General features: G+C 40.1%; 11 protein-coding genes. 3 read left to right on the top strand and 8 right to left on the bottom strand.

Going from position 1 to position 14,323, the window contains the following annotated elements; all coding sequences use genetic code 11:
- Positions 1–6: 6 nt before the first annotated feature.
- Entirely contained in the window at positions 7–609 is a 603-nt protein-coding gene (locus JNO66_RS07710) for a TetR/AcrR family transcriptional regulator (RefSeq protein ID WP_203087689.1), read from the bottom strand.
- Between the two features lie 264 nt (positions 610–873).
- Between JNO66_RS07710 and JNO66_RS07705 the strand changes: the two genes are divergently transcribed.
- Both JNO66_RS07705 and JNO66_RS07700 read left to right on the top strand, forming a co-directional pair.
- Positions 874–2,823 (top strand): efflux RND transporter permease subunit, encoded by a 1,950-nt coding sequence (locus tag JNO66_RS07705; RefSeq protein WP_373367170.1) that lies wholly within the window; start codon positions 874–876, stop codon positions 2,821–2,823.
- The gene (locus JNO66_RS07700; RefSeq protein WP_203087687.1) at positions 2,820–4,637 is read left to right on the top strand and encodes a YhgE/Pip domain-containing protein; all 1,818 of its coding nucleotides are present in this window, start codon (positions 2,820–2,822) and stop codon (positions 4,635–4,637) included. The genes JNO66_RS07705 and JNO66_RS07700 overlap by 4 nt, the downstream gene beginning before the upstream one ends.
- Positions 4,638–4,932: 295 nt before the next feature.
- Here the strand turns inward: JNO66_RS07700 and JNO66_RS07695 are convergent, their stop codons facing one another.
- The 5 genes from JNO66_RS07695 to JNO66_RS07675 form a co-directional block, all read right to left on the bottom strand.
- On the bottom strand, positions 4,933–6,828 hold the full coding sequence (locus JNO66_RS07695) for a PTS fructose transporter subunit IIABC (RefSeq protein ID WP_203087686.1): 1,896 nt from the start codon (positions 6,826–6,828) through the stop codon (positions 4,933–4,935).
- A 29-nt stretch (positions 6,829–6,857) separates the two neighbouring features.
- Positions 6,858–7,727, bottom strand: a complete 870-nt coding sequence (locus JNO66_RS07690; RefSeq protein WP_203087685.1) for a ketose-bisphosphate aldolase — start codon at positions 7,725–7,727, stop codon at positions 6,858–6,860.
- Positions 7,728–7,749: 22 nt separating this feature from the next.
- The gene (locus JNO66_RS07685) at positions 7,750–9,612 is read right to left on the bottom strand and encodes a BglG family transcription antiterminator (RefSeq protein ID WP_273753220.1); all 1,863 of its coding nucleotides are present in this window, start codon (positions 9,610–9,612) and stop codon (positions 7,750–7,752) included.
- A 166-nt stretch (positions 9,613–9,778) separates the two neighbouring features.
- Positions 9,779–10,708 (bottom strand): aldo/keto reductase, encoded by a 930-nt coding sequence (locus tag JNO66_RS07680; RefSeq protein ID WP_373367159.1) that lies wholly within the window; start codon positions 10,706–10,708, stop codon positions 9,779–9,781.
- Between the two features lie 71 nt (positions 10,709–10,779).
- Positions 10,780–11,214: a MarR family winged helix-turn-helix transcriptional regulator gene (locus JNO66_RS07675; RefSeq protein ID WP_203087682.1), complete on the bottom strand. Its 435-nt coding sequence runs from the start codon at positions 11,212–11,214 to the stop codon at positions 10,780–10,782.
- Between the two features lie 159 nt (positions 11,215–11,373).
- Between JNO66_RS07675 and JNO66_RS07670 the strand changes: the two genes are divergently transcribed.
- The gene (locus JNO66_RS07670; protein ID WP_203087681.1) at positions 11,374–11,796 is read left to right on the top strand and encodes an organic hydroperoxide resistance protein; all 423 of its coding nucleotides are present in this window, start codon (positions 11,374–11,376) and stop codon (positions 11,794–11,796) included.
- A 59-nt stretch (positions 11,797–11,855) separates the two neighbouring features.
- On the opposite strand, the gene JNO66_RS07665 is transcribed toward JNO66_RS07670, so the two are convergent.
- Both JNO66_RS07665 and JNO66_RS07660 read right to left on the bottom strand, forming a co-directional pair.
- On the bottom strand, positions 11,856–12,614 hold the full coding sequence (locus JNO66_RS07665; protein ID WP_203087680.1) for a response regulator transcription factor: 759 nt from the start codon (positions 12,612–12,614) through the stop codon (positions 11,856–11,858).
- A 6-nt stretch (positions 12,615–12,620) separates the two neighbouring features.
- Positions 12,621–14,285: a sensor histidine kinase gene (locus JNO66_RS07660; RefSeq protein WP_203087679.1), complete on the bottom strand. Its 1,665-nt coding sequence runs from the start codon at positions 14,283–14,285 to the stop codon at positions 12,621–12,623.
- Positions 14,286–14,323 lie beyond the last annotated feature (38 nt).

Here is a 14,323-nt window from a genome sequence, read left to right as displayed (position 1 = left end):
CTCTCTTCAGTTACTTCCTGAATATCCCTTCCCTGATTCATTTCTTACAAAACCCATTAACCCGTAGTTCGTAAATCGATGAATGAGGAGAGCCATTTCCTTTGGAGATTCTTGTTGACCATGTACTAACCAGTTTTCAATGGCATCTATGCTGCCGCTTAAGACTAGCAGTGGCAGATACGAAGAAATCTCTTCTTGTACGTTCATTATCTTCATATAGTCCTTCATTATGATTCGTTGTGTTAATTCCATCACTTGTCTTTTAAATGTCGTATCAGCACTACCACTTAAGAGCACCTGGCACAAATCACTTTTCTCAGCTGCATATTCAAGGATCTTTTCTGTCATTTGAAGGGCTTCCTCTTCTTCATTGAAGTTGTATTGATTGAGTGTTTTGTACATGTCGTCTACAACCTCTTCACTGATTTTCTCAAGAAGGTCGTAGGGATCCGTATAATGACCATAGAAGGTCGAACGGTTAATATCAGCCATCTCACAAAGCTCTTTTACCGTGATCGATGAAATTGATTTTTCTTTTAGAAGACCCACTAAAGCTTCCTTTAGAGCATGACGAGTGTATCTCTTGCGGCGATCTATTTTTTCGTTCAATGAACGTTCACATCCTTTATACATCTTATACAACATATTCTTACATACTGTTGATTATTTAACACTTCTTAAACAACTGTTTGTTGTTTACCCAACACCGTGTCTATATACTTTTAATGGAATCATACAGAATGTCAATATAGGTGGGGACAAAAATTGCTTATACATAAAATTATTCAATACAAAAAGTCCGTTGTGCTCTCTTTTGCAGCACTGACGATCATTGCAATCATTGCTCAATTTTTTGTATCCGTTAACTACAACATGGTTGATTATCTTCCAGAGGATGCCCCTTCAAGCGTTGGTCTTGAAGAAATGCAAAGGGAATTTACATCCTCTATCCCTAATACGAATGTTCTTATACGCGATGTAACCGTACAAGAAGCGATTGATTATAAAGAACAGCTTAGTGAGATCACCGGTGTAACCGATGTTACCTGGCTTGATGATATCATGGACACTCGAATTCCACTTGAGATGGCAGATGAGGCTATGATCGAGTCCTATTATAAAGACGGTCAAGCGCTTATTTCATTAACAATTGAAACAGGTGCTGAGGTCGAAGCCACTGATGCCATCTATGAACTGATTGGTGAAGACAACGCCGTTGCAGGTGAGGCAGTGAATACCGCCACTTCACAAAACATGACGAGCTCAGAGACAATTTACGCGGCTGCATTGCTAGTCCCGATCATCATTATTATTCTTGTTCTCTCAACCAATTCATGGGTAGAACCGATTTTCTTCTTAACAGCAATCGGTGTTTCCATCTTAATCAACTTAGGCACGAATATTTTCTTAGGGGAGATCTCCTTTGTTACCCAATCAGTCGCACCAATCCTGCAGCTCGCCGTTTCACTGGACTATGCGGTCTTTTTGCTACACAGATTCTCTGATGAGTTGAAGCTTGGACATTCACCGGAAAAAGCAATGGCTATTGCGATGAAAGCTTCATTCCCTGTTATCTTTGTCAGTGCACTTACCACTTTCTTTGGATTCATGTCCCTGATGCTGATGGACTTTGGAGTCGGTGCAGACCTTGGTTTAAATCTAGTAAAAGGAATTGTGTTTAGCTTTTTATCCGTTGTTATTTTCTTACCTGCATTGACACTATACGGATATAAATGGATTGAAAAAACACAGCATAAAAGTCTTGTACCGAGCTTTAAGGGTGTTGGAGCAGCCTTACTCAAATGGCGGATTCCTGCACTCATCCTCGTCTTTATCTTACTGGTTCCGAGCTTCCTGGCACAAAGCAGTACATCCTTCACATATGGGTTAGGAGACTTGCCAGAGGATACACGAACAGGACAGGATATTAAAGCCATTGATGAAGCATTTGGTCAATCTACGCCGATTGTACTGCTCGTTCCAAATGATGACATCGCAAAAGAAGATCAGCTGGCACTGGAACTCAAGCAGCTGCCCTATGTGGACTCTGTCATGTCCTATACCACTGCTGTGGACTCGGCCATTCCAATCGACTTCTTAGATGAATCAATTACAAATGAATTCCGATCCGACAACTATAGTCGGATCATAGCGATGACTAGCGCAGGTGTTGAAGGGGACATCCCGTTTCAGCTGGTTGAACAGACACGTGAACTTGCAGCCTCCTATTACGGGGATGATGCGTATACATTGGGAGAAAGTGTCACGCTTTATGATATGAAGGTAACAGTCAGTAAGGATAACCAGTTCGTTAATATCATGACTATTATTACGATTGCAATTGTACTTTTGCTGACATTCCGGTCGGTTTCAATCCCAATTATATTGTTACTTACGATTCAAGCTGCCGTTTGGATTAATTTATCCGTCCCTTATTTCACCAACGATTCCCTTGTCTTTGTAGGGTACTTAATTGTGAGTACGGTGCAACTGGCTGCAACGATTGATTACGCCATTCTCTTAATGGAAACGTACAAACATCACCGCGAAAAGATGAATTCCTTTGAAGCGATGAAAAAAGCTTTAGATGAAAAATTATTTTCGATCACGATATCAGCAGTTATCTTATCAAGCGTTGGGTTTATCCTATGGTTCACTTCTACGAACCCTACCGTGTCAGCCATTGGCCTCTTACTCGGACGAGGCGCTGCACTTGCCTTTGTACTAGTTATCGTGTTCTTACCAGCCTTACTAATCGTCTGTGATCGCTTCGTGAAAAAGACGACATACCGTTCAAATTTTTATGAGGAGGAAGACAAATGAAACGAGTCATTCCAGCTACGTTAGCAGCTACATTACTTATACAATCTGTTTGGTTTACGACACTCGCATATGCCGAGGAATCCTCATCAACTGGAACCATCTATTCAAAGGATGAGGTCATTTACGCTAATCTAGACGAAGTAGGAACGGTTAATGAGCTGTATGTTGTAAACGCCTTGGAAGTTGGAAGAGAGGGATCGATCATTGATTATGGTACCTACGACAAGCTTACAAATCTAACGACTCTATCGGAAATGACACAGCTGGATCAGGAGCAAGTCGAGATTAATGATGCGCCTGAAGGTATGTTTTATTACCAAGGGAACCTCTCAACGAATACAAATCTACCGTGGAATTTTGAGATTTCATACGTCTTAGATGGGGATGAAGTCTCTGCCGAAGAACTCGTGGGGAATGATGGAAGCTTTGAGCTGCACATCAATGTCACGAAAAACGGGGATGTAGATCCTGCTTTCTTTGAAAATTATTTGCTTCAACTCTCAATTCCTTTGGACAGTAGCATTTTCACACAAATTGACGCACCAGAAGCAACTGTCGCAAATGCCGGACAAAATAAGCAGTTGGCCTATACAGTCATGCCTGAAGAAGAAGCATCCTACACCTTACGTGCAAATGTCTCAAACTTTGAAATGAGTGGAATTGAAATCTCTGCCCTTCCTTCTTCGTTTGCGATCGATACACCAGACACAGAAGAATTAACTGGGGAATTCGACTCGTTAACAGGAGCCATCAGTGATCTAAACAACGGTTTAGGAGACGTAAAATCAGGAATTGATGCCTTGTCTACTGGGCTCGTTCAACTGGAGACTGGTTCAGCTAGCTATCGTGACGGAGTGAATGAAGCTGCAAATGGCGGATCAGAGTTAGTGGAAGCATCAGGTGCCATTCAATCTGGATTAAACCAATTAAATGAAGGATTATCTGCAAGCGATACAGAGATTGACATTGGACTCGATGAAGACCTATTTGGAGCACTTGATCAATTTGCAACTGGATTATCTGAGCTCAGCGCAGGAATGGATGAACTCAACTCTCGCTATCAGGAAGCCTATGGCGTTTTAAAAGAAGCAATAAATGAGATTCCATCAACTGAAATAAGTGAAGAGGAGATCCAGCAACTATACATCGATAATCCTGAATCAGAGGTTGTTCATCAACTTGTAGAAACGTACGCAGCAGCCCAAAAAGCAAGAGCAACCTTCTATGCTGTAGATGAAGCCTTTCAAGCGGTTCAGCCGGCATTAGAAGAAATGAGCCAAGCTTCATCACAACTAGAGGAAGGAATGAATACATTTTCATCCTCCGTTCAAGAAGGCTTACAGGACCTTGATTTAGGAGAGGGTCTTGAAGAGCTTGCGAGTGGAATCAACGAGCTTGCCTCGCAATATGGCAGCTTCCATAATGGATTAATAGAATACACGGGCGGAGTCAGCCAGCTGTCGAGTGGGTATCAAGAGCTTCATAATGGGATATCCGAATCAGCAAATGGTTCTTCTGAGCTATCAGCTGGTCTTTCTGACATTCGTGGAGGAATGACTGAGCTTGAAACGGCTACTTCAGACATTCCAGAACAAATGCAGGAAGAAATTGATGAAATGATCTCCCAGTACGACAAGTCAGACTTTGAAGCAATATCCTTTGTTTCCGCAGAGAATAACGAGCTCGTCAAAAACGTTCAATTTGTGATTCAAACCGAGGGCATTGTTCTCCCTGACGATACGGAGGAAGCATCTGAAGATAATGATGAACCTAGCATCTGGCAACGATTCTTATCGTTGTTTGGATGGGAATAAAGAATTGAAAAAAGGCTGAGACAAAACTATAAATCAACTAGAAAATGGCGAATGATTCTACGATCGAATCATTCGCCATTCGTGTTTTTCGTATTTTAGTAAGACGAGCGGAGGGAGAACCTGAGACTCCTACGGAACAGAACGCGGTGAAGACACTGTAGCGGCGCATTTCCCGCGAAAGGGGCTGAGGCCGTTCTTGTGGGTGCGAGGGCTTCTCCTGTAGCGGATATAATGCTATATTTGTGTTTTGCTATCCACGTTAATGTTATATCCCAGGCTCGTTTTTTTCATCTACTTATATCACTGAATCCATTGCTTTAGCCTTTTGTCGGTCTTTCTCTGAAAGAGGCTTTTTCAAGAATCCAATCATCAAGCACGTAACCACGGATCCAAGTAGAATACATCCGATATACAACAATGGATGATTACTAGCAATTGGGATAACGAATATTCCACCGTGTGGCGCTTTTAACGAGATATCTAATGCCATACACGCAGCTCCACCAATGGCTGCACCCACGATATTCGCTGGGATTATGCGTAATGGATCGGCTGCCGCGAATGGAATAGCACCTTCTGTGATAAAGCTTGCTCCAAGAACGTAGCTTGCTTTCCCTGCTTCTGCTTCTTGAAGAGTGAAACGATTCTTAAAGAGTGTAGTAGCAAGGGCAATTCCAATAGGAGGAACCATACCACCAACCATAAGAGCTGCAGATGGTTCAAAGATATTTGCTGCAAACATCGCTAAACCAAAGGCAGAAGCGGTTTTATTAATCGGTCCACCCATATCTGAAGCCATCATTCCTGCAAGTAATGCCCCAAGAATCGCAGCATTAATTCCAGTTAAACCCGTTAACCAGTTTTCAAGAAATACATTTAATAAGGACATTGGTGTATTCAAAATAAAGAACATGAAGGCACCGACAATGAATGTACTTAGTAATGGTACCAGTAGCACCGAGATTAGCCCTTGAAATGCTTTAGGTACTCCTTTAAATGCACGTCCGATATACTTCGCTGCAAATCCACCTACGAAACCGGCAATCATACCTCCAAGGAAGCCAGATCCTCCAATACTTGCTACCATCCCACCAATCATGGCTGGGGCTAGACCTTGCTTATCCGCTATACTATAACCGATAAAACCAGCTAGGATTGGAACCATTAAAGCAAAGGCCGCTTCTCCACCTACTTGGCTAAAAAACTCTGCAAACACATTGTATTGATCACTTGTTGGATCAGCCGCATAGATTCCAAACATAAAGGAGATCGCGATGAAGATTCCGCCTACAACTACAAATGGAATCATGTAAGAAACGCCGCTCATAATATGCTTATAGAAGTTTAGTCCAGACTTCTTCTCTGGCTCTGGTGCTGATTCTGATACAACCTCTGCTTGTGGATCACGAATATCATAGTCTAATGCTTGGTCAATAAGCTGATCTGCATGACTGATCGCTTTTTTTACAGGGACGTCAACAAATCGTTTCCCATTAAATACGGTCGTATCAACCCGAACATCATGTGCAACAATGATTGCATCTGCATGTTGGATATCTTGAGATGTTAATGAATTCTCAGGACCATTGGCACCGTTCGTCTGTATCTTTACTTTCATCCCGCGTTTAGCCGCTGCTTCCTTTAATGATTCAGCTGCCATATACGTGTGGGCAATACCAGTCATACAAGCTGTAATACCAATCAGATACTTTCCGGCATCTGTTTGATCAGCCTCTGGCTCTTCTTCCTTATCTTGCTCACGAATAGCCGTTAACACCTCGTCAACCGATGTAGCAACAAGTAGTTTGGCTCTAAACGTATCACTCATTAAAAACGTTGATAGCTTAGATAATAGAGACAAATGCTCATCGGAAGCGTTTTCAGGAGCGGCAATCATGAAGACCAGGTTTGTATGCTGGCCTCCATAATCAATCCCTTGAAGTGTTCTCCCCATAATAATTGTTGGCTTAGAAACGGACTTTGATTTCGCATGAGGAATGGCTACTCCATAACCCACCGCTGTAGAAATTTCACTTTCCCGCTTATAGATGGCTTCTTTAAAAGACGTTGGATCATTTGTTAGTTGATTAGCCGCTAGAGTGTTAACCAACTCATCAATGACATCATCTTGATTTGTTCCTTTTAAGTTTAAGATAATATGATCTTTTGTGAGAATATCAATTAGTTCCACAAAAATTCCTCCCCATTCATCTGACTTTCTTATTTAAAGTAATGATGAGCTTGATTTGTTGAATTAAATAAATCCATTTTCTTTTTCACAACTTCCTGAGCAGCCTTACGAGCACTCGGCATAATCACATCTGGCTCATACGCTGTGTCATTCTCCACTAAGAAACGACGCATCTCTTTAAAGAAAGCATTCTTCATATCTGTTGATAGATTGATTTTGGCTACACCATTTAAATAGGTTTGCGAAATCTCTTCATCCTTGTTGTCACTTCCGCCGTGAAGGACGAGTGGGATATCTACCTTACTATTAATTTCAGCTAATAAATCTAGTTTTAATTCAGGTTGTCTGTCATGCTTGTATTGACCATGTGATGTACCAATCGCAATTGCAAGTGTGTCTATGCCCGTCTCTTCAACAAACGTCTTCGCATCGTCTGCATCCGTATAAAGGATTTCATCTGCCCCACCTTCTGAGCTACCTTCATTTGACCCAATTGTTCCGAGTTCTGCTTCAACAGATACATTTACACTTTGAGCTAGCTTCACGACTTCCTTTGAAATAGCAATGTTATCTTCAAATGAAGCATGAGACGCATCAATCATGACAGAAGTAAAACCGTTACGGATCGCTCTCATCACATCTTCAACTGAGCCACCATGATCTAAATGAATAACCATAGGAACACTAGCATTACGGCATGCCTCACGCACGTAAGTAATGAAATCATCACCTAATAGTTCTACCTCATTTGGATGGATCTGAATGATTGCAGGGGCATTCTTTTCTTCGGCCGCCTCAATGATGACTCGCACAAATTCACTATTTGCCACATTAAATGACCCAACCGCAAACTGATTCTTGTACGCTACTGCTAGTAAGTCCTTCATATTCATTAACATAAATAATCTCTCCTCATTGTCTCTAAATTTGGTTCCAAAGCTTTAAGAAATCATCTTCCTTAGATGTCTGAATAAGTGACCTCACATCTTCAATGCTCTTTGTCTTTTGAAAAAACTCTGTGAACACATATTCATTTCGTTCAACGTCAGAAGATGGGATATAAATAATGATGAGTTGAACTGTTTCCGTACCCCATTGAATGGCTTGTTTATTAATACCAATTAACACGCGTTCTTTATATTCTTTCATCTCAAAATATGGATGAGGAATAGCTACTAAGTTTCCTATGGACGTATAGGACATGGTTTCTCGTTTCATGATCGGATCAAAAAAGGATTCTAGTTCACTTTGAGCGAGTAGATGTTTAATGGCATCAATCGGACTCGATTCATTCATCCAATAAATATCTGCTTGTTCAATAATCATGTTTTGAGCTTCAAGAAAATATCTAACCTTTTTAATGTCGCTACTTTTAAATGAGCTTTGTATAGCCACAAAATTAGTTTTGTTCTCAGGTATTTGAGCTAAATCCACACCGATATAAAGGTGGTTATCTTTGAACGTGTAGTCAGATGAATACTTTTCAATATCGACAATATCTAACTCATCAAAGTAGGTTGCAATTTTGGATGAAAGCAACTCCGTCCGTTCATAGCCTCTGCTATACAAAAGGATGGTCCTTCGTTTCTTTTTATCCTTAGACTGAATAATCACTTGAATATGGTAAGCGAGATAAGCAATCTCACTATCCTTGATCTCTACGTTAAACTCTTTTTCAATGCGTAATGCTAGATTAGAAGCAACGCTGAATGAAAAGAAATACTCTGCTTTTGTTTCTTTCACAAAAGGGTTGTAGATGAGCAAATTATGAGAAGCCGGATAGATAATTCGATAAATATGATTTAGAAGATTATGCTTAAATCGTTTCTCAGTAAAGGTGGGAACATGATAGGTGTTTTCGATACTCTGCAGGATCGTTTCAATTCTATGAATGATCTCCGGGTTCTGAACAACCTCATTTTCCTTTTCCAAATCAAGCTGCAGCGACATCAGATAATTAACTAGGTACGCAATCTCGTCTTCAGTAAAGGGTGCCCATTCCTTTAAGCCAACGCAGAAGGCTTTTGCTACATCGAACTCTTTAAAAGCCTTTAGATTAAAGAATTCTTTATTATTAATCATGACAAATCGTTTTTCATTAATCTGGTGAATGATAATCAGCAGTTGAACAGCTAGCTTCTTATAAACAGTGAAATCGATATTCAACTGGAATTGAGTATTTAGTTCATCCATCACTTTAAAAACGTTTTCAATAGTCTGTTCGCTTATCCACGACCGAAAGTGAGCAAAAACAAAATCTCTGAATAGCTCCTTCTTTACTGGAATGGCGGTGAAAAAGCTCTCAAGTAAAATGCGTTTCTGCATTTCTGTTCCTGTTAACTTAATCCCTTTAAAGACTCTCGTATCGATAGAAGCGCTGATGCCAAACGAATGAATGTTCATCGTCAGTTTTTGAATCCGACTTCGAATCGTCTGAGGTGAATAAAAGAAGGCTTCTGCTAGTTCTTCATAGGTTGTGTACTCTTGCTTGTTCATTAGAAACTGAATCAATTCAAATTCTAATGTCGCCTTTTCCGGCTCCTTGTTAGTCAGATCTACCTCCTCTTGATTTTCCTGTATATGGTCTCCAACTATCGCATAGCCTTGCGGAGAGGACGCTATAACAATGTCATTATCATTTTGATTAATATCTTTGATATAGTTACGAATGGTTCGATCCGTTACATTTAGCATCTTAGCAAGTGTAGAAGCTGGTACGAAACCATGATTTTGTTTTAATAGAAAGTCAATCAATTGTTTACGCTTTGCCTGCAAACTAACCACCACCTTTCTATGGCTTTACTTTAATCCAAGCAGTTTGAAAGCGCTATATCACTAGTTTTTCCTACCCCTAGGAAAAAATTCACCTCTAAATTGATTGGTTGTTTGTAACATGTGCATGAGATAAGAAAAAACGCTCCTATAAAGGAACGTTTTTAGATCATTCATATTAAGGAATCATATTACCTGCTGCAGCATACAACTCATTCCACTCTTCGCGAGTCAATGGAATGTCTGATCCCTCAGCTGATTCCTTTAATCGACCGGCATTCGTTGTACCAAGCACAACCTGGATATTAGCTGGGTGGCGTGTAATCCATGCTACGGCAATCGTTGTTGGTGTCACATCATACTTACTAGCAAGACGATCTAGGACATCGTTTAATTTCGGGAATCGCTCACGATCTCCTACAAATACCCCGTCAAAGAAACCAGTCTGGAATGGAGACCAAGCTTGCAACGTAATGTCGTTTAAACGACAATACTCCAGCGTGCTACTGTCTCTGTTCACAGCATTCTCCGTATTCATATTTAGCGATACTCCTGAATCAATGAGAGGCGTATGAGCTAAACTGAATTGTACTTGATTCACAACAAGCTTCTGATCTAAGCTCTTCTGGAGGAGTTCAATCTGCATTGGGTTGTGATTTGAAACACCAAAGTGACGAACCTTTCCAGAAGCGTGCAACTGATCAAAGGCTTCTGCCACTTCCTCTGGCTCCATCAATGGATCCGGACGATGAAGCAGTAGAATATCTAAATACTCAGTCTGTAATCTCTGAAGGATTTTATCAACGGACGTTAGAATATGATCCTTGGAAAAATCGTAATATCCCGTAGCTCCGTGTCTAATCCCACATTTACTTTGAATAATCATGTTTTCGCGTATAGTCTTATCCATTGAGATCGCCTGTGCAAATTGTTCCTCACAGCTTCCACCACCGTAAATATCAGCGTGATCAAAGAAGTTGATTCCAGCTTCTTGGGCCGTATGGATTAATGCCTCTGTCTCCTTTAAAGACAAGCTGTTAATCCGCATATTTCCCATAATTATGTTGGACACATTTAAATCGGTTCCTTTAATGTTAAATTGTTTCAACCTAAATTCCCTCCTAATCATGTCGTTCTCAACAATAGCTTACTAAATTGATCAGCTGCTGTATACTTTTTCTATTTCGTCTTCACCTGCTTGAGGAAAGTCGTTAGAAGCTCATCTAGTTTCTTGTAATCTTCTAAGTCTAAAGAGAGGTTTCCTACCAATTGTGAAGGAATACATTCAGCCTTTTCCTTCAGTGCCTCTCCTTTTTCCGTAAGCTCAATAATGACGCTCCGCTCATCTTCTACAGATCGTTTACGGGTAAGAAGACCGTGTGTCTCCATGCGCTTTAACATGGGAGTTAGCGTACCAGAATCTAAAGAGAGCTTCTCGCCTAACTCTTTAACAGTACTCGCCTGTTTCTCCCACAGAACTAATAAAACGAGATATTGTGAATAGGTGACATCCAGTTCACCTAATAGTGTACGATACATCTTCATGATTTCTTTTTCTGCTGTATACATCTTAAAACAGATTTGATTTTCTAGCTTTAGTGCCTCGCTATCCATGTCGACACTCCTTTCTAACTCCTTCTATCATACACAATCGTAAGTTTAAACACCAAAATTATATTTTACACAACTTAATTGTTGACTATTTAAATTTAATGCCTTACGATGGTGCCAAGCAATTAAGTTTTGCACAATACAAATTAGGAGGCTTTTATCATGAAATCATTGTATACAGCAAAAGCAACGGCAGAAGGCGGACGTCAAGGGAAAGTAACAAGCAGCGATGGAACACTCGATTTAACACTAACGATGCCTAAGTCACTGGGTGGTCAAGAAAAAGAAGGCGCAACAAATCCAGAACAACTATTTGCAGCAGGCTACTCCGCGTGTTTCGATAGCGCATTAGCAGCAGTTGCTAGACAATCCAAGAAACGCATCGAGTCAAAAGTGACATCTGAAGTATCCATCGGTCAAGATCCAGAAGGCGGCTTCAAACTGGCTGTTGTACTAAAAGTTGCAGTAAGCGGCGTGTCTCTTGAAGAAGCCGAAGAACTTGTTGAGCAAGCGCACAGCTTCTGCCCTTACTCTAAAGCAACAAAAGGCAACATCGATGTTGAGCTAAGCACATCTGTGTACTAAGCTGATCGTCGTTTATATAGAAAGAAAAGGATTAGAAGGCGAGGCTTCTAATCCTTTCTCTACATCGATTCCCTAAGAAACTGTTTAGGAGACATCCCCACATATTTCTTAAATACCTGACTAAAGTATTTATAGTCTTTAAAGCCAGTCGTTTCAGCCACCTCATAAACAAGCATGTGTTCATGTTGAAGCTTATCCAATGCCTTTGTAATACGGTATCTAGTTAAAAATTCATTAAAGCTATAGCCCGTTAATTCTTTAAGCTTTGTGTTAATGCTAACGGTTGAGAGACCTATTTCCTCACTCAACATGGATAACGTAATTTTTTGATCATAAGATCCTTTAATGAAACGAACAGCCTCTGCAGCGTAAGAAGATGTGCCTTCTACGTCCATATTAAAAGACATTAATTCCTCTATGATCATGGATTGTTTTTTCACTTTTTTCTCTTGGATATCTTTTGTTAAATGCTTTAAGGATTCCGCTAGTTCATCTAGATCAATTGGCTTTAAAAGATAATCACGCACACCCAAATTAATTGCCTGCTGTGCGTAAGCAAACTCTCCATAGCCAGATAGAATGATTGCCTCATATTGGTACATTGGTTTTGTTTCCCTAAGCATTTGTAGTCCATCTTTAAAAGGCATACGAATATCTGTAATGACGATGTCCGGTGTGAGTTCTTTAATTAGTTGAGAGCCTTCCTCTCCATCTTCAGCTGTACCTGCAACAACACAGCCACTGTTTACCCAGTCCATCCGATAAAGCAGTCCTTTAAGAATCATCGGTTCATCCTCAATTAAAACGACCTTTAACATGACGCCTCACCCCTTAAATGGAATTCTTAAAGTAATGACGGTGCCTTCATTGCATTTTGTGGCAATTTCTAACCCATATTCTTTTCCGTATAGGAGTTGAATAAGCTGATGGGTATTCTTTAATCCAGTATGCTCCGTTACTTTCACTTCTTCTGAAAGGATCTTGTATATACTTGAAAGATCGTCTACTTCAATACCGCAACCATTGTCTCTCACTTGAATAAGTAAGTGAGCGTCATCTAAGACAGTAATGATGAGTTCAACATGCAAATGCTTTGTCTGATTAATATTATGTTTAATGGCATTTTCAATAAGGGGTTGAATCATAAGCTTTGGTATTTGAGCGTTATAGACAGAAGGGTCAACCTTTGTCACATACGTTAGCCTACCCCCGTAACGCATTTTTTGTAGAGAAAAATAATCTTCAAGATAGTTTAAATCCTTTTCTAAAGGTACGGTCGTTTCGCCAAAGTTAATATTGTATCTCATGAGCTTTGCGGTTTTTACGATCATCGTAGCCGCACTTTCTGGATCGGTTAGTATCTCGTACTTAATCATTTCGAGTACGTTAAATAAAAAGTGTGGATTAAACTTTGCTTCGAGGTGTTTCATTTCACTTAATCTTGTTTTCTCCATAATCTTTTGATTCTGATCCACTAGTGAATTAATCTCATGCACTCTGCTTGTATATTCTTCATAGATCGTTTGAACCTCGTCGTACATATGCTCTAGTTGAAAATGTTGGTTCTGATTTTTGTTCGAGATCATTGTGACCAACGCATCAAAAGGCTGTAGTGATTTCTTTAGAATTTTAGGTGTGACGATCAAAATCACTAGAATCATCAGCAGGCTTGAAACAATCATTGTTAGCAAACCGTATAAAAGCAGGAGCCGATACGCGTTTATAGGTGTCAGAGTGATAACCTGAATTTGGTCATCAGAAATGGTCGAACGTGTTTGATAAAAATAATCTGTAGCTGATTGAATATAGCGCCCCTGCTCCAGCTCTAATTTCCCAAGAGCTGTGAATGGGAAGGAGCGACTATGAAAAATCACATTATCATACGGATCGGTGATAAATAAAAGATGGTTGTTTGTAGATGGAAGCTGATTGCCGAGAAAAAAGAATACATATCCAATCGGTTGATGAGACTCATCCGTTAGAGCCCCACCAAATATATACGCCGCATCACTATCAATATCTTTCATTTGTTTTGTTAAGCGTTCTTCGATGAGTTCGTCCTGCTGTGCTTTTTCCATAAACTCCTTTAGAAAGGCACTCTGATCCAATTCATCATGAATCTCCTGGTAATAGCTTGTTGCAACAATATTTTCATCTACATCTAGTAAAACAAAGTTAGCAAACATTTGTTGGTTGTTCCTAAAGTCATAGAGCATTTGATTAACGGTGCTACTCCCTGTTTTCTTTGTCAGAAAGCTTCTAATGACATCGTCCTGAACAAATTGCGCGACACCCTCTCGATACTCATTAAACCCAAATTCAATTTCCGTAGCTATTTGCTGATTTATTTCTTGATTTGGCTTTACAATTGAAGCTCTAAAGATGAGGTACAGCGATAATAGATAAATAACAAGAATAACAGCAACAATGATGATTGCGTATTTAATAAAAGAACCGATGATCTCATCCTTCATTGTTTTTCGTTTCATTGAAGCCAACTCCACTTAAACGGCTTTGTAAAAACAGG

It is taken from the genome of Alkalicoccobacillus gibsonii (genome assembly GCF_016798245.1).
GTDB lineage: Bacteria > Bacillota > Bacilli > Bacillales > Bacillaceae_D > Alkalicoccobacillus > Alkalicoccobacillus gibsonii.
Note: the sequence above shows the minus strand (reverse complement) of the source record. Positions and strands in the feature narration are given on the sequence as shown.

Excerpts from the sequence above, each read along its gene's own strand:
- JNO66_RS07705 (WP_373367170.1), top strand. The coding sequence starts at position 874 with ATGGTTGATTATCTTCCAGAGGATGCCCCTTCAAGCGTTGGTCTTGAA.
- JNO66_RS07700 (WP_203087687.1), top strand. The coding sequence starts at position 2,820 with ATGAAACGAGTCATTCCAGCTACGTTAGCAGCTACATTACTTATACAA.
- JNO66_RS07690 (WP_203087685.1), bottom strand. The coding sequence starts at position 7,727 with ATGTTAATGAATATGAAGGACTTACTAGCAGTAGCGTACAAGAATCAG.
- JNO66_RS07675 (WP_203087682.1), bottom strand. The coding sequence starts at position 11,214 with ATGGATAGCGAGGCACTAAAGCTAGAAAATCAAATCTGTTTTAAGATG.
- JNO66_RS07670 (WP_203087681.1), top strand. The coding sequence starts at position 11,374 with ATGAAATCATTGTATACAGCAAAAGCAACGGCAGAAGGCGGACGTCAA.
- JNO66_RS07665 (WP_203087680.1), bottom strand. The coding sequence starts at position 12,614 with ATGTTAAAGGTCGTTTTAATTGAGGATGAACCGATGATTCTTAAAGGA.
- JNO66_RS07660 (WP_203087679.1), bottom strand. The coding sequence starts at position 14,285 with ATGAAACGAAAAACAATGAAGGATGAGATCATCGGTTCTTTTATTAAA.